11 protein-coding genes are annotated in these 16,398 nt (G+C 71.6%); 5 read left to right on the forward strand and 6 right to left on the reverse strand.

Annotated elements, in window-relative coordinates; translation table 11 throughout:
* Positions 1–4 precede the first annotated feature (4 nt).
* A complete protein-coding gene (metK, locus tag ACZ5TL_RS35085; RefSeq protein WP_468594829.1) occupies positions 5–1,213 on the reverse strand; it encodes a methionine adenosyltransferase in 1,209 nt (402 codons plus the stop codon).
* Between the two features lie 663 nt (positions 1,214–1,876).
* Here metK and ACZ5TL_RS35090 point away from each other — a divergent pair.
* Both ACZ5TL_RS35090 and ACZ5TL_RS35095 read left to right on the forward strand, forming a co-directional pair.
* Entirely contained in the window at positions 1,877–2,578 is a 702-nt protein-coding gene (locus ACZ5TL_RS35090; protein ID WP_468594830.1) for a class II glutamine amidotransferase domain-containing protein, read from the forward strand.
* Complete coding sequence (locus ACZ5TL_RS35095; RefSeq protein WP_468594831.1) at positions 2,575–3,900, forward strand: aminotransferase-like domain-containing protein; 1,326 nt, start codon at positions 2,575–2,577, stop codon at positions 3,898–3,900. Before ACZ5TL_RS35090 ends, ACZ5TL_RS35095 begins: the two co-directional genes overlap by 4 nt.
* Positions 3,901–3,921: 21 nt before the next feature.
* On the opposite strand, the gene ACZ5TL_RS35100 is transcribed toward ACZ5TL_RS35095, so the two are convergent.
* The 4 genes from ACZ5TL_RS35100 to ACZ5TL_RS35115 are packed head-to-tail and all read right to left on the reverse strand — an operon-like array spanning position 3,922 to position 10,077.
* Entirely contained in the window at positions 3,922–5,511 is a 1,590-nt protein-coding gene (locus ACZ5TL_RS35100) for an acyl-CoA mutase large subunit family protein (RefSeq protein ID WP_468594832.1), read from the reverse strand.
* A 26-nt stretch (positions 5,512–5,537) separates the two neighbouring features.
* The gene (locus ACZ5TL_RS35105; protein ID WP_468594833.1) at positions 5,538–6,563 is read right to left on the reverse strand and encodes a 2-oxoacid:ferredoxin oxidoreductase subunit beta; all 1,026 of its coding nucleotides are present in this window, start codon (positions 6,561–6,563) and stop codon (positions 5,538–5,540) included.
* Positions 6,553–8,451: a 2-oxoacid:acceptor oxidoreductase subunit alpha gene (locus ACZ5TL_RS35110; protein ID WP_468594834.1), complete on the reverse strand. Its 1,899-nt coding sequence runs from the start codon at positions 8,449–8,451 to the stop codon at positions 6,553–6,555. The genes ACZ5TL_RS35105 and ACZ5TL_RS35110 overlap by 11 nt, the downstream gene beginning before the upstream one ends.
* Before the next feature lie 48 nt (positions 8,452–8,499).
* Positions 8,500–10,077 (reverse strand): acyl-CoA carboxylase subunit beta, encoded by a 1,578-nt coding sequence (locus tag ACZ5TL_RS35115; RefSeq protein WP_468594835.1) that lies wholly within the window; start codon positions 10,075–10,077, stop codon positions 8,500–8,502.
* A 286-nt stretch (positions 10,078–10,363) separates the two neighbouring features.
* Here ACZ5TL_RS35115 and ACZ5TL_RS35120 point away from each other — a divergent pair, with 286 nt between their 5' ends.
* The 3 genes from ACZ5TL_RS35120 to ACZ5TL_RS35130 all read left to right on the forward strand — a co-directional run bounded on the left by ACZ5TL_RS35120 (position 10,364) and on the right by ACZ5TL_RS35130 (position 12,792).
* The gene (locus ACZ5TL_RS35120) at positions 10,364–11,125 is read left to right on the forward strand and encodes a thioesterase II family protein (protein WP_468594836.1); all 762 of its coding nucleotides are present in this window, start codon (positions 10,364–10,366) and stop codon (positions 11,123–11,125) included.
* Between the two features lie 85 nt (positions 11,126–11,210).
* Positions 11,211–12,011 carry an alpha/beta fold hydrolase gene (locus tag ACZ5TL_RS35125; RefSeq protein ID WP_468594837.1) on the forward strand — a complete coding sequence of 267 codons (801 nt, stop codon included), beginning with the start codon at positions 11,211–11,213 and terminating at the stop codon, positions 12,009–12,011.
* A gap of 4 nt (positions 12,012–12,015) precedes the next feature.
* Entirely contained in the window at positions 12,016–12,792 is a 777-nt protein-coding gene (locus ACZ5TL_RS35130; RefSeq protein WP_468594838.1) for a MerR family transcriptional regulator, read from the forward strand.
* A gap of 127 nt (positions 12,793–12,919) precedes the next feature.
* On the opposite strand, the gene ACZ5TL_RS35135 is transcribed toward ACZ5TL_RS35130, so the two are convergent.
* Entirely contained in the window at positions 12,920–16,201 is a 3,282-nt protein-coding gene (locus ACZ5TL_RS35135) for a non-ribosomal peptide synthetase (protein ID WP_468594839.1), read from the reverse strand.
* Positions 16,202–16,398 lie beyond the last annotated feature (197 nt).

A 16,398-nucleotide genomic window follows, 5' to 3' on the forward strand; every position in this document is an offset into this window, starting at 1 on the left:
CGGTTCAGTGGCCCGCGACGGCGCGGAGGCGGTCGGCGCGGTCGGTGCGCTCCCAGGTGAAGTCGGGCAGCTCACGGCCGAAGTGCCCGTAAGCCGCGGTCTGGGAGTAGATCGGGCGCAGCAGGTCGAGGTCGCGGATGACGGCGGCCGGGCGCAGGTCGAACACCTCGTGGATGGCCCGCTCGATCACGGCGCGCGGTACCTGTTCGGTGCCGAAGGTCTCGACGAACAGGCCGACCGGCTCGGCCTTGCCGATGGCGTACGCGACCTGCACCTCGCAGCGTTCGGCGAGTTTTGCCGCGACGACGTTCTTGGCGACCCAGCGCATCGCGTAGGCGGCCGAACGGTCCACCTTGGAGGGGTCCTTGCCGGAGAAGGCGCCGCCGCCGTGGCGGGCCATGCCGCCGTACGTGTCGATGATGATCTTGCGGCCGGTGAGGCCGGCGTCGCCCATCGGGCCGCCGATCTCGAACTTGCCGGTGGGGTTGACCAGCAGCCGGTGGCCTTCGGTCTCCAGCTTGATGCCGTCCTCGGCCAGCTGGGCGAGGACGGGTTCCACGACCTGGCGGCGGATGTCCGGGGTCAGCATGTGGTCGAGGTCGATGTCGGCCGCATGCTGGGAGGAGACGACGACCGTGTCCAGGCGTACCGGGAGGTCGTCGCGGTACTCGATGGTGACCTGTGTCTTGCCGTCGGGGCGGAGGTAGGGCATCAGCCCGTCCTTGCGGACCTCGGCCAGCCGGCGCGACAGCCGGTGCGCGAGTTCGATGGGCAGGGGCATCAGGGTGGGCGTCTCACGGGTGGCGTACCCGAACATCAGCCCCTGGTCCCCGGCGCCCTGCGCGGCGAGGTCGTCGTCGGTCCCGCCGAGCCGCTTCTCGTACGCGGTGTCCACGCCCTGGGCGATGTCCGGCGACTGGGCGCCGATGGACACGGACACCCCGCAGGAGGCGCCGTCGAAGCCCTTGGCCGACGAGTCGTAGCCGATGCCGAGGACCGTCTCGCGGACGATCGCGGGGATGTCGGCGTAGGCGGAGGTGGTCACCTCCCCGGCGATGTGGACCTGACCGGTGGTGATCAGGGTCTCCACCGCCACCCTGGAGGCCGGGTCCTGGCTCAGGAGGGCGTCCAGGACGGCGTCGCTGATCTGGTCGGCGATCTTGTCGGGGTGGCCCTCGGTGACGGACTCCGAGGTGAACAGCCGGGTTGCCATGTCTCTCCTAGGCGTGAGCAGTCGTGGTCCAACGTGCCGCCCGTGCCCGCCGTCCGGCGTCGCTCGCCGGGCCGACGGGCAGGCTGAGTGACCGGCGGGCCGCGCCGCCCGGCGCGTACTCGGCGGCACGGTCGTCGCGCGGTACCGGGATCACCGCGCGGCACCGGGGCCACCGCGCGGTACCGGCGTCGGCCCGAGGCAGCGCCGGGCGGCAGCATGTGATGCGAAGAGCGGAGCGAGTGGTTCGCCGTCGGGGGCGGTCTACGTCTTTCCCTGGCGATCTGCGGCGCCACCAGGGTGGGTCTCGCCCGTCGAGGGCGGGTGGAAGACCGCTCGCGCAGTCCGGCGGCGCCCCACGAGCGGCGGTTCGTCGGGTGCCCCCTCCGGTTGTGGGTCCCTTCCTTTTCGGACCGGTTGCGAGGCGGACTTGAGCGGATCCCGAGCGGACCTGCCCATGCTGTCCGGCGAAGCTGGACACGGCGGGAACCGGTGCGGGCGACTGTCCGGGCCCCGGGTTCCGCCGCGACCGCTGGGCGACAAGTACGCGCGACTCCCGTGTCCGGGCCGGCTCACCGGGCTGAGGATCACCGGGCCGAAGACGCGAACGCGGGCCGCGATCGCCGGGCCCCTCGGGGAGCGACCGGGCCGAAGGGTGGAGGGAACATGGGCGGGCTGGCAGGACTGGCGGTGCTCGGATCGGCCGCATCCTGGGCCACGGGCCGTGAGACGGCGGCGGTGGACTCGATACTCGACGCGCTGAACCGCCGGGGCCCCGGCGGACGCGCCGTGGTGCGGGACGGCCCGGCGGTGATGGGATGCGCGTACAGTGCCCACGCGTTCGTGTCGGCGGACGGAAAGATCGTGCTGATGGCGAGCGGCACGGTGCGCAACCACCGGGAGCTGGCCGCCGCACTGCCCGGCGTACGGCTGCGGACGCAGTCGGACCGCGAAATCCTGCTGCACCTCTACGAGGCCGAGGGGCTCGACTTCCTCGACGCCGTGCGCGGGACGTTCGCGCTGGTGGTCCTCGACCGGCGACGGGACGAGATCCTCTTCGCGCGGGACCGGTCCGGCACCGAGGCGGTCCACCACGCGGTGGCGGACGGGCGGCTGGTGTTCGCCTCGGAACCGGAGGCGCTCGCCCACTGCGGCCTGGCGGACGTGGGGGCCGGCTGTGCCACACCCGCCGCGACGGTCGAGCGGGTCGACCTGCGCGAGGGCACGACGTCGTCCCGGCGCTACCGGGACCTGTCCGATCTCGGCGGTGCGGACGGGTGTCCGGACCGGGAGGCCGTCGCCGAGCGGCCCGAGCGCTCCCCGTACGGCAGTGTCCTTGTCCACCGAGCCCAGGGTGTCGCTCCATGACCGAGAACAGCGCCGCGAAGCCGTACAGCCCTCCTACCGTCCTGGACCCGCACCGCGCCCGGTACGCCGCGCGCACCGCGGGCATGACGGCCTCCGAGATCCGGGCGTTGTTCTCGGTCGCGAGCAGACCGGAGGTGGTCTCGCTGGCCGGGGGGATGCCGAACCTGGCCGCGCTGCCGCTCCAGACGCTCGCGGAGCAGACCGCGCGGATCATCGCGGAGGACGGCCTGACGGCGCTCCAGTACGCGTCGGCGCACGGCTCGCCGCTGCTGCGGGAGCAGATCTGCGACGTGATGGCGCTGGAGGGCATCGCGGCGCACCCGGACGACGTCGTGGTGACGGTCGGCTCGCAGATGGGCCTCGACCTGGTGACCCGGCTGTTCTGCGACCCGGGTGACGTGGTGGTGGCCGAGGGCCCGTCGTACGTCGGCGCGCTGGGCTCGTTCACCGCGTACCAGGCGCGGGTCGTGCACGTGGCGATGGACGGGCACGGCCTGGTGCCGGAGGCGCTGCGGGCCGCGCTGCGACAGGCCGCGGACGCCGGGCAGCGCGTGAAACTGCTCTACACGATCCCGAACTTCCACAACCCGTCCGGCGTGACGCTGGCGGTCGAGCGGCGGGCGGAGATCCTGGAGATCTGCCGCACGTACGACGTGCTGGTCGTCGAGGACAACCCGTACGGCCTGCTCGGCTTCGACGGGCAGATCTATCCGGCGCTGCGCTCGCTGGACCCGGACAACGTGGTGTACCTGGGCTCGTTCTCGAAGACGTTCGCCTCCGGGCTGCGGGTCGGCTGGGTGCTGGCGCCGTCGGCGGTGCGGGAGAAGCTGGTCCTGGCCACGGAGTCGGCGACCCTGTGCCCGCCCACCCTGAACCAGACGATCGTGTCGCGCTATCTGGCCACGCACGACTGGCAGGGCCAGATCGAGGTGTTCCGGGAGAACTACCGCGAGCGCCGCGACGCGATGCTGTCCGCGCTGGAGCGGTACCTGCCGCCGGGCTGTACGTGGACGACGCCGGACGGCGGGTTCTACGTGTGGGTGACGGTGCCGGAGGGCGTGGACACCAAGGCGATGCTGCCGCGCGCGGTGGCCGCCCGGGTGGCGTACGCCTCGGGCACGGGGTTCCACACGGACGGGTCCGGCGGCCGGCAGATGCGGCTGTCCTACTGCTACCCGGCACCGGACCGGATCCGCGAGGGGGTCCGCCGGCTGGCCGCGGTGCTGGAGGCCGAGCCGGCGGCCGGGAGGAACGCCGGCCGCGCCGGCCTGGGTGCGCACCGGGCGCGGGAACGGTACGTCCCCGCGCCGGAGGTGGCCTGAGCCTTGCCGGACGGTCCTCGGTCAGTAGGCGTCCGTCGGCACGTACGTGCCCCAGATCTCGCGCAGGGCGTTGCAGACCTCGCCGACGGTGGCGCGGGCGCGCAGGGCGTCCTTCATCGGGTAGAGGACGTTGTCCTCGCCCTCGGCGGCCTTCCTCAGGGCGGCCAGCGCCGTGTCCACCGCCTGCTGGTCGCGCTCGGCGCGGAGCCTGGCGAGGCGTTCGGCCTGCTGGGCCTCGATGGCCGGGTCGACTCGGAGGGGTTCGTACGGCTCCTCCTCGTCGAGCTGGAAGCGGTTGACGCCGACCACGACCCGCTCGCCGGAGTCGGTCTCCTGCGAGATGCGATAGGCGTTGCGTTCGATCTCGGACTTCTGGAAACCGTGCTCGATGGCGCGGACGGCCCCTCCGAGCTGCTCCGTCCTGTCGATGAGTGCGACGATCTCCGCCTCCAGGTCGTCGGTCATCTTCTCGACGACGTAGGAACCGGCGAAGGGGTCGACGGTCGCGGTCACGTCCGTCTCGTACGCGAGGACCTGCTGCGTCCGCAGCGCGAGGCGGGCGGACTTGTCGGTGGGCAGCGCGATGGCCTCGTCGAAGGAGTTCGTGTGCAGCGACTGCGTGCCACCCAGGACGGCCCCGAGACCCTGCACCGCGACGCGGACCAGGTTCACCTCCGGCTGCTGGGCCGTCAGCTGCACCCCCGCCGTCTGCGTGTGGAACCGCAGCATCAGCGACTTCGGATTCTTCGCCCCGAACTCGTCTCGCATCACCCGCGCCCAGATCCGGCGCGCCGCACGGAACTTCGCGACCTCCTCCAGGATCGTCGTCCGCGCCACGAAGAAGAACGACAGGCGGGGCGCGAAGTCGTCCACGTCCATGCCGGCCGCCACCGCCGTGCGCACGTACTCGATCCCGTCCGCCAGCGTGAACGCGATCTCCTGCGCGGGTGACGCACCCGCCTCCGCCATGTGATAACCCGAGATCGAGATCGTGTTCCACTTCGGGATCTCGGCCTTGCAGTACTTGAAGATGTCCGCGATCAGACGCAGCGACGGTTTCGGCGGGAAGATGTAGGTACCCCGCGCGATGTACTCCTTCAGCACGTCGTTCTGGATCGTGCCCGTCAGCCGGTCCGCACTGACACCCTGCTCCTCCGCGACCAGTTGGTACAGCAGGAGCAGCAACGACGCAGGCGCGTTGATCGTCATCGACGTCGACACCTTGTCCAGCGGAATCCCGCCGAACAGCACCCGCATGTCATCGACCGAGTCGATCGCCACACCGACCTTGCCCACCTCACCACTCGCGATCGGCGCGTCCGAGTCATGGCCCATCTGCGTCGGCAGGTCGAACGCGACCGACAACCCCATCGTCCCGTTCGCGATCAGCTGCTTGTAACGGGCGTTCGACTCCGTCGCCGTACCGAAACCCGCGTACTGACGCATCGTCCACGGCCGGCCCGTGTACATCGACGGATACACACCCCGCGTGAACGGGTACGCCCCCGGCTCACCCAGCTTCTCCGCCGGATCCCAGCCCGCCAGGGCATCGGGCCCGTAGACCGGTTCGATGGGCAGCCCGGACTCGCCTGTTCTGGTGTTGTCCTTCATCGTCTTCCGTTTCCAGGGGGCCGGCGTCAGCCGACGACGGTCCAGGTGTCGTTGCCGGCGAGGAGGGTGGCGAGGTCGCCCTTGCCGTTGTGTTCGACGGCGGTGTCGAGCTGGTCGGCCATGAGGGTGTCGTAGACGGGCCGGCCGACGGAGCGCAGGACGCCGATGGGGGTGTGGTGGAGGGTGTCGGGGTCGGCGAGGCGGGAGAGGGCGAAGGCGGTGGTCGGGGACGCGGCGTGCGCGTCGTGGACCAGGACGTCCGCCTCGTTGTCCGGTGTGACCGTGACGACCTTGAGGTCGCCGGTGGCCTGGTCTCGGACGACGCCCTTGGTGCCGTCGGTGCCGAAGCGGATGGGCTGTCCGTGTTCGAGGCGGATGACGGCTTCCTGGGCCCGCTGTTTGTCCTTGAGGGCGTCGAAGGCGCCGTCGTTGAAGATGTTGCAGTTCTGGTAGATCTCGACGAGGGCGGTGCCGGGGTGGGCGGCGGCCTGGCGCAGGACCTCGGTGAGGTGTTTGCGGTCGGAGTCGACGGTGCGGGCGACGAAGGATGCCTCGGCGCCGATGGCCAGCGAGACCGGGTTGAAGGGTGCGTCGAGGGAGCCCATCGGCGTCGATTTGGTGATCTTGCCGACTTCGGAGGTCGGCGAGTACTGGCCCTTGGTCAGGCCGTAGATCCGGTTGTTGAACAGGAGGATCTTGAGATTGACGTTGCGGCGCAGGGCGTGGATGAGGTGGTTGCCGCCGATGGACAGGGCGTCGCCGTCGCCGGTGACGACCCACACGGACAGGTCGCGGCGGGAGGTGGCCAGGCCGGTGGCGATGGCGGGGGCCCGGCCGTGGATGGAGTGCATCCCGTAGGTGTTCATGTAGTACGGGAAGCGGGAGGAGCAGCCGATACCGGAGACGAAGACGATGTTCTCCTTCGCCAGCCCCAGCTCGGGCATGAAGCCCTGCACGGCCGCCAGGACGGCGTAGTCACCGCACCCCGGGCACCAGCGCACTTCCTGATCGGACTTGAAGTCCTTTGCCGTGAGGGTGAGTTCAGTGGCCATCAGTGGCCTCCTTCAGCGCGGTGGCGAGCTGTTCCGCCTTGAACGGCATGCCGTTGACCTGGGTGTAGGAGTAGGTGTCGATGAGGTACTTCGCACGGATGAGGGTGGCGAGCTGGCCGAGGTTCATCTCCGGGACCACAACGCGCTCGTAGCGGGTGAGTACCTCGCCGAGGTTGGGCGGGAAGGGGTTGAGGTGGCGCAGGTGGGCCTGCGCGATGTGGCCGCCCTCGGTGCGGATGCGGCGTACGGCCGCGGTGATCGGCCCGTACGTCGAGCCCCAGCCCAGCACCAGGGTCCGCGCGCCGTCCGGGTCGTCGACCTCCAGGTCGGGGACGGTGATGCCATCGACCTTGGCCTGGCGGGTGCGGACCATGACGTCGTGGTTGGCCGGGTCGTAGGAGATGTTCCCGCTCCCGTCCTGCTTCTCGATGCCGCCGATGCGGTGCTCCAGACCGGGTGTGCCCGGCACCGCCCACGGCCTGGCCAGGGTGTCCGCGTCCCGCTTGTAGGGCCAGAACACCTCACTGCCGTCGTCCAGGGTGTGGTTGGGGCCCTGCGCGAACCGCACCGCAAGATCCGGCAGCTCGTCCGTCTCGGGGATGCGCCAGGGTTCGGAGCCGTTGGCGAGGTAGCCGTCGGACAGCAGGAAGACGGGGGTGCGGTAGACGAGCGCGATCCGCGCCGCCTCCAGCGCCGCGTCGAAACAGTCCGCCGGGGTCCGCGGCGCCACCACCGGCACCGGTGCCTCACCATTGCGCCCGTACATCGCCTGCAGCAGGTCCGCCTGCTCCGTCTTGGTCGGCAGCCCCGTGGACGGCCCGCCGCGCTGGATGTCGACGACCAGCAGCGGCAGCTCCAGACTCACCGCCAGTCCGATCGTCTCGCTCTTGAGCGCCACCCCCGGCCCGGACGTCGTCGTCACCGCCAGCGAGCCGCCGAACGCCGCGCCCAGCGCCGCGCCGATCCCGGCGATCTCGTCCTCGGCCTGGAACGTGCGCACACCGAAGTTCTTGTGCCGGCTCAGCTCGTGCAGGATGTCCGAGGCCGGCGTGATCGGATACGAACCCAGGAACAGCGGCAGGTCCGCCTGCCGGGACGCCGCGACCAGCCCCAGCGACAGGGCCAGGTTCCCCGAGATGTTGCGGTAGACGCCCGGCGGGAACGCCTTCCCGGCCGGCGCCACCTCGTAGGAGACCGCGAAGTCCTCCGTGGTCTCACCGAAGTTCCAGCCCGCCCGGAACGCGGCGATGTTCGCCGCCGCGATGTCCGGCTTCTTCGCGAACTTCGACCTCAGGAACGCCTCCGTGCCCTCCGTGGGCCGGTGATACATCCACGACAGCAGGCCCAGCGCGAACATGTTCTTGCTCCGCTCGGCCTCCTTGCGGGACAGACCGAACTCCTTCAGCGCCTCCACCGTCAGCGTCGTCAACGGCACCGGATGCACATGAAAGCCCTCCAGCGATCCGTCCTCCAGCGGGGACGCCTCATAACCGACCTTCTGCATCGCCCGTCGCGTGAACTCGTCCGTGTTGACGATCAGCTCCGCACCCCGCGGCAGATCACCCACGTTCGCCTTCAACGCTGCCGGGTTCATCGCCACCAGCACATTCGGCGCGTCCCCCGGCGTCAGGATGTCGTGATCGGCGAAATGCAGCTGGAACGACGACACCCCCGGCAGCGTCCCGGCAGGCGCCCGGATCTCGGCCGGGAAATTCGGCAGCGTCGACAGATCGTTCCCGAACGACGCCGTCTCCGAGGTGAACCGGTCACCCGTGAGCTGCATCCCGTCACCCGAGTCCCCCGCGAACCGGATTACCACCCGGTCCAACCGGCGGACTTCTTTGTCAACCGCACCCGGGACAACGGGGGCGGTGGTTTCCACGGACATGAGTGTGTCGGCTCCTGTCGTTGCCGGCCCGCGGGCGGGGCCGGGGCGTCACTGGGGCTGGTTGCCGTGCTTGCGAGAGGGTCGCGCCACGTGCTTGGTGCGCAGCACGGCGAGCGCGTCGATCAGCCTGACCCGGGTCTCGGCGGGATCGATGACGTCGTCCACCAGGCCGCGTTCGGCGGCGTAGTACGGGTGCATGAGCTGGTCCCGGTACTCCTTGATGTACTGCTCGCGGGCGGCCTCGGGGTCAGCGGCGGCGGCGATCTCGCGCCGGAAGACGACGCCCGCGGCGCCCTCCGCGCCCATCACCGCGATCTCGTTGCCGGGCCAGGCCAGCGACAGATCCGAGCCGATGGAGCGGGAGTCCATGACGATGTAGGCGCCCCCGTAGGCCTTGCGCAGGATCAACTGGACGCGGGGGACGGTGGCGTTGCAGTACGCGTAGAGGAGTTTCGCGCCGTGCCGGATGATGCCGCCGTGCTCCTGGTCGACGCCGGGCAGGAACCCCGGCACGTCCACCAGTGTCACGAGCGGGATGTTGAAGGAGTCGCACATCTGCACGAACCGGGCCGCCTTCTCGCTGCCCTTGATGTCGAGGACCCCGGCGAGGGAGGCGGGCTGGTTGGCGACGATGCCGACGGTGTGGCCGTCCAGGCGGGCCAGGGCACACACCATGTTGGGCGCCCAGGCCTCGTGGACCTCGAAGTAGTCGCCGGCGTCGACGAACTCCTCGATGACCCCCCGCATGTCGTACGCGTGTCTGGGCTCGGTCGGCACCAGGTCGTACAGGGCCGGGGTGAGCCGGTCGGGCCGGTCGCCGCAGGGCTGTGCCGGCGGCAGCTCGCGGTTGTTGGCGGGCAGGTAGGACAACAGGTGACGGACGTCGGCGAGGCAGCTCTCCTCGTCGTCGTAGGCGAAGTGGGCGACCCCGGAGCGGGTGGCGTGGGTGTCGGCGCCGCCCAGTTCGTCCTGGCTTATCCGTTCTCCGGTGACGGCCTTCACCACCTCCGGACCCGTGATGAACATCTGCGAGGTGCCGCGCACCATGAACACGAAGTCGGTCAGGGCCGGGGAGTAGGCCGCCCCGCCCGCGCAGGGGCCCATCATGACGCTGATCTGGGGGACGACCCCGGAGTTGCGGACGTTGCGCTGGAAGATGCCGCCGTAGCCGGCGAGCGCGGTCACGCCTTCCTGAATGCGCGCCCCGGCGCCGTCGCACAGGCCCACGATCGGGGCGCCGGCGGTGGCGGCCATGTCCATGATCTTGTGGATCTTCTCGGCGTGCGCCTCGCCGAGGGAGCCTCCGAAGATCCGGAAGTCGTGGGCGTAGGCGAAGACGGTGCGTCCGGACACCCGGCCCCAGCCGGTGACCACACCGTCGGTGTGGGGGCGCCGGTCCTCCAGGCCGAAGCCGGTCGCCCGGTGCCGGCGCAGCCCCTCGACCTCGGTGAAGCGGCCGTCGTCGAAGAGGAGTGAGAGCCGTTCCCGGGCGGTGAGCTTGCCCTTGGCGTGCTGGGCCTCGGTGGCCTTCTCGCCGGGCCCTTCACGCACGGCGATCCGTACGGCCTCGAGCTCGGCGACCGTGCCGCGCCGCTGCCCGACCGGCTTGTCGTCCAGGGCTGTCATGAGGTCCCCTTCCAGCCGTCGTCATGAACCACCGGGAAGCCTCTGTCATGTCGCTCGAAGCCGGATGGAGTGCGGGATGATGCCGCCGCGCGGGCTCTCCACCGGCCTGCGAGCAGCCGTCGAGGGCGGGGCGCGACGCTCGGGTGGTGAGCTCCGATGCGGACGGGCGCGAGCTCTCGCGGGGCATCCGGTCGCCCGTCGGCGCCCCCCACCCCCGTGGGCACCGGCGGGCCCTCCGCGCAGTGCCGGGCCGGTCGGCCGGCACAGACGAAGGGACACACCAACTGTGAACAGCGAGTGGTTCCGGCGCTTCACCACGACGGCGGGGGACGGGCCGCGGCTCGTGTGCTTCCCGCACGCGGGAGGCTCCGCGACGGCGTACACCCAGCTCGCGCGTACGCTGCCGGCGGACTTCGACGTGGTGGCGGTGCAGTACCCGGGGCGCCAGGACCGGTACAACGAAGCGCCGTTCACGGCCCTGGACCGGCTCGTCGAGGCGGTGGCCGAGGAACTGGCCCGCGACGTGGCCGCGGACCCCGGACGGCCGTACGCCCTGTTCGGCCACAGCATGGGCGCGCTCGTCGCCTTCGAGACGGCCCGGCTGCTCCGCACGGCCGGACTGCCGGCCCCCGAGCGGCTGTTCCTGTCCGGCCGGGGCGCTCCGGACGCCGGGAAGAGCGCCCACTACCTCCTCTACGACGACGCCGACGTGCTGGCCGAGGTGCGCAGGCTGGGCGGCACCGATCAGGCCATGCTCGACAACCCCGAGCTCTTGGAGCTGGTGCTGCCGGCGCTGCGGGCCGACTACCGGGCCCTCGCCTCGTACACCTGGCGTGAGGGAGAGCCGCTCGCCGCTCCGATCACCGCCCTGATCGGGGACCGCGACCCGATGGTGACGGTGCGGGAGGCTCGGACATGGCGGGAGCACACCCGTGGTGACTTCGCCCTGAAGGTCTTCCCCGGCGGCCACTTCTACCTCGCCGACCACATCCATCAGATCGCCGTGGTCGTCACCGAGGGGTGGCTCGCCGGTACCGCCGCTGCCTGAGCGCGCGGACCGACGGTCGGGCTCAGATCCTGGCTCGATGCCGTCGGTTGACCCTGACCCAGGGGCAGGGTGGACGCTGAAGCACATGACCACTTCCACCGCTTCGTCCCGGACCGGCATGCTCCCCGTCGACGACACGGCCCTGTCCGTCACCGACACGCGCGGCCCCGGCCTTCCCGTCGTCTACCTGAACGGCTCCTACTGCGGCCACCGGCCCTGGCGGCCCCTGATCGCCGAACTCGGCACCGGATGGCGGCACATCACGTACGACGAGCGGGCCCGCGGCCGGTCCCGGCGGTCGGCGGACTACTCCTTCGAAGCGTGTGTCCGAGACCTCGACGCCGTTCTCGAGGCGACCGGCGTGGACCGTCCGCTGCTCGTCGGGTGGTCCTACGGTGCGGCGCTGGCCGTCCACTGGGCCGACCGGAACCCCGACCGCGTCCTGGGAGTGGTGCCCGTGGACGGCGCCGTGCCGTACGGCATCACCGGCGAGGAGGCCCGTGAGCGGATCCGGCGCCTGTTCCGCCGGATGCGCCTGCTGCTGCCGCTGTTGCGCCCGTTCGGTCTGTCCGCGCGGATGACCTCCGCCCAGCATGCCGAGATCAACATCGAGATCAACGAGATCTGCGCCGCCCTCGGGCCGGTCCTCGACCGCGCGACCTACCCGGTACGGTACGTCCTGGCCACGGACGGCAACCTCGGCGGGGGCCGGGAGGAGATGGAGCGGATGCGGGCCTCGCTCGACCCGGTGCTCGCCCGGAACCCGCACCTGCGGGTCAGCGCGAAGGTCGCGAGCAACCACTCCCGCATTCTGCGCAAGGACTTCCGGGCCGTCGCCGAGGCCGTCCGCGAGATCGCGGCCACGCACGACCAAGGGGCCCACTGAGCAGATGGTGTACGGACTGACGATCGGTCAGGCGGCCGCGTTCGCCGGCGTCACGGTGAAGGCCGTGCGCCACTACCACCGGCTCGGCCTGGTCGACGAACCGGAGCGCGACAGCTCCGGTTACCGCCGGTACGGATCATCCGACATGCTGCGGCTGGTCCAGGTCCGCACGCTCGCCGGAGCGGGTGTGCCGCTGGCCGAGATCAGGGACCTGCTCGACGCGGGTCCCGAGCGGTTCGCCTCCGCCCTGGAGGATGTCGAGCGGCGGCTCAACGACCGGATCGAGGAGCTGATCGCGCGCCGCGCGGCGCTGCGCCGGCTCGCCGCCGGCGACCGGCTCCTGCTGCCCGAGCGCGCCTGTGCGGCCTTGGACCGGCTCGCCGAGCTCGGCTTCAGTGCCGACTACGTGGCCCTCCAGCAGGAAGCCCTGATGCTGGCCCGTACCCTGGTACCGGAGATCTTCGACAGCCTCGTGGTCCAGCTCGAACGCCAGCTCGCCCATCCCCGGTACATCGAGCTGATGAAGCTCTGCCAGGACGTCGAGTCGTGGGATCCGGACGATCCGCGGCTCGACCAGCTCGCATCCGACCTGTCCACCGAGCTGCTGGCCGACCGCGAACTGCTGACGATGCCGGCCGAGTTCCGGGCCAGGCCCGACGCCGCCACCCGCTACGGGCTGATCAACCACCACCGGGAGGAGCAGGCGCCGGCGGCTGCCCGGCTGACCGAGCGGCTCGAGGCGAACCTGCGCGCGGCCGGCGTCGACATCCCGTACCAGTGACGGCCTGCCCGGCCGGGGTGAGCGGCCCGGACCGCCCGGTAACCGGGATCGCCCGGCACCGGGACCTCCCTGCACCCGGCCGACCCGCGTCGCCGGATGTTCCGGAGGTCCCGGTGCGGACAGCGACTCAGAGGACCGCGCCCGCCTTCGTCCGCCTGCGCAGGGCCGGCCTGCTGGACTGGGCGAGGTCGCGCCACATGTCGGACAGGCCGGTGACGGTGCGCGCCGCGAACAGTCTGCGGATGGACACCTCCTGGTCCAGCTCGGCCCGGATCAGGCCGACCAGGCGGATCGCCCGCAGCGAGTTGCCGCCGAGGTCGAAGAAGTCGTCGTCGATGCCCACCCGGTCCAGTTCGAGCACCTCGGCGAAGGCCTTGGCCAGGGCCCGTTCGGTGTCGTTGCGCGGTGCGCGGTACGTCCCGTCGTCGAACCGGGGTTCCGGCAGCGACGCCCGGTCGACCCTGCCCCCGGCCGTCTCCGGCAGGCGCTCCAGCACCATGAAAAGGGACGGCACCATGGACTCCGGCAGCCATCCCGCGGCGAACCGGCGCAGTTCGTCGGCGGTGACGGTCCGGCCGGCCACCGGGACCACGTAGGCGACGAGGCGCTGCTGGCCGGTGGCGTCCTCCCGGACGACCACGACGGACCGGGCGAGGCCGCTGTACTCGGACAGCACCTCCTCGACCTCGGCCAGCTCGACCCGTACGCCGCGCACATCCGCCTGGGCGTCGGCCCGGGCCACGTAGTCGAGGCGGCCGTCGGTGCCCCAGCGCACCCGGTCGCCGGTCCGGTACATGCGCGCGCCGGCCGGACCGAACGGGCAGGGCACGAAGCGCTCGGCGGTCCGTCCGGGGTGTCCGGCGTAGCCGCGTGCCACGCCGGGCCCGGCCACGTACAGTTCACCGGTCACGCCGGCGGGGACGGGTGCCAGTCCCGGGCCCAGGACGTAGAGGGCGGTGTTGTCCATGGGGCGGCCGACCGCGTCCGCGTGGCGCACCGGTTCGCCGGCGGGCAGGCGGTGGCGGGCGGCGAACACGGTCGTCTCCGTCGGGCCGTGGCCGTGGACGATGGTCAGCTCGGGGCAGGCCTCGCGGACCCGGCGCAGCGCCGCCGCGGACACGCGGTCGCCGCCGGTCCAGACCTCGCGCAGTCCGGCGAGGCGCTCGGGGTGTCCCGCCGCGATCTCCGAGAAGAGGCCGGCGGGCAGCCACACGGTGGTGATGCCGTGCGCGGCTCGCGCCTCGGTCAGCGTGTCGGCGTCGAGCTGTCCCTCGGGGGCGACGACCACGCGGCCGCCGTTCAGCAGCGGCGCCCACACTTCGAGGGCGAGGGCGTCACCGGTGTGCGGCGCGTGCCACAGCACGGTGCCGCGGCCGCCGTCCTTCCAGTGCCGGTCGAGGACGAACCGGAGCAGGTTCCGGTGGGTCAGCGAAACCGCTGTGTCCGCGTCGGTCGATCCGGAGCCGTACAGCACGGCCAGCAGGGCGTCCGGGTGGGCGGGCGACGGGGCGGATGCCTCGGGCGTGCCGCCGTCGGCGGTGTCCGGGCGGAGGTCGTCGCACACGAGCGCGGGCACGTCGAGACCGGCGGGGAGGGTACCGGCGGTCGCCGTGTCGGTGAGCAGGAGGCGTGCCGGGCCGGTGCCGGCCTGGGAGCGGATCCGCTCGGCCGGGGACGCCGGGTCGACGGGCAGGTAGGCTCCGCCCGCCTTCACCACGGCCAGCAGGGCGGTGACCAGGCCGGCCGAGCGGGGCATCGCCACCGCCACGACCGTCTCGGGGCCGACGCCTCGCCGGCGCAGTTCCCCGGCGAGGCGGTCCGACCGCTCGTCCAGTTCCCGGTAGGTGAGGGCCGTGTCGCCGTGGACCAGGGCGACGGCGTCGGGGTCCCGCTCCGTCTGCCGGGCGAGCAGGTCCGCGACCGTCGCCTCGGGCAGCGGTGCCTGGGTGTCGTTGGGCGCCCGGAGCACCTGGTGCCGTTCGGGGCCGGAGACCACGTCCAGCGCGCCGGCCGGCTGCGCGCCGGCGGTGACCGTGGCGCGGATGTGCGCGATCAGCTCCTCGCCGATGAAGCGCAGTTCCGCGCGGTGGTAGAGGTTGGCCGGGGCGTCGAGGCGGATGTAGAGGTCGCTGTCGGCGCTGCCGTCGGTGTAGACGCCGATCGACAGTTCCTCGAAGGTGCCGGTCGTCGCGCCGGAGTAGCGGGCCGGGCTGTCGCCGAAGTGGAGCCGTTCCACGAACTCGACGACGTTGATGACGGTGCCGAAGCTGCCGCGGCCGCTCAGGACGGTGCCGGCGGCGCGCTGGATGTCCGAGTAGTGGCAGGCGGCGTGGTCGAAGATCTCGTACGTCTCGTCGACGAGGGTGTCGGCGATGTCGGTGAAGGTCGCGCCGAGGGGGACGGCGACGCGTACCGGCACCACGTTGACGGCCAGGCCGGGGGTCCTGCTGGCCACGCCGACGCGGTTGCCGACGGCGAGCGACAGGAGGAACTCGGGGCGGTCGCAGCGGTGCCGGAAGTAGACCGCGGCGGACGCGGTGAGCAGCTGCGACATCCACAGGCCCATGGACTTCGCGGTCTCGGTCCACGTGTCCGCCTCGGCCCGCGGGACGGTCAGCGTGCGGCTGACCATGCCGATGGTCTCGGCCACCTCCGACCAGCGGTCGGCGCTGCTGAGCGGTTCGGAGAGCGCCGAGCGCTGCGCGTCGGACAGGGCGACGCGGGGGACCTGCGCGGGCGCCGGCGCGTCCTTGAGGTAGTCGCGCCAGAAGGCCGTGTCCTCGGTGAACCGCTGCGAGCCCCGGTACTCGACGGCCTCGGCCGCGAAGGACTCGACGTCCCACGGGTGGGGCAGCTCGGGGACCGGCTCGCCGCGCACCAGGGCCGTGTAGACCTCGGCGAGGCGCCGGGACAGCATGCCGCCCGCGCCGAACCCGTCGGATATGAGGTGGTGGTAGGCGATCACCAGGAGGGAGCGGTCGGCGGCGAGCCGGACCACACCCAGCCGGAACAGCAGGTCCCGTCCCAGGTCGAACGGCTCGCGCACCAGGTCGGCGAGCGCGTCGCGGGCCGCCTGCTCGGGGTCGGCCTCGGCGCTGAGGTCGAGGTGGAAGGGCCGCCAGTCCCCCAGTTCCCGGGGTACGAGCCGCAGTTCGCCGTCGTGGTCGGCGAAGTTGACGCGGAGCACTTCCGCTTCGCCCATGACGTGCCGGAACGCGGACTCCATGACGGCCGCGTCCAGGTCCCCGTCCACATCCCACATGGTCAGCGCGTGATTCGGCGTGTCGGGAGCCATGTGCTGCGCCCGCCACATCCCTTCATGCGCAGACGACGCACCGAACGAAGGCACACAGATCAACCCCTCAGCAGACAGGCCCGGGTAACGGAAGAATTCACAGATCGCCCCCATCTTCCGGGGGGGTGTTGCGGCCGTACAAGACAACTCGGTGCCCGGCGGGACAGGCCGCCCAGGGCCTCGCGGTGTCCCGCCGGCGGGACAGTCGCGGGGGGGGAAGCTACGGAGAGGACCGCTTTAGTACCTTGTGCCCATGACTTCGTGTTTTCCTTTCTCTCGGTTTCTGTCCATACTTTCATGCCCCCCAAAAT

The organism is Streptomyces sp. NPDC033136 (assembly GCF_055578235.1).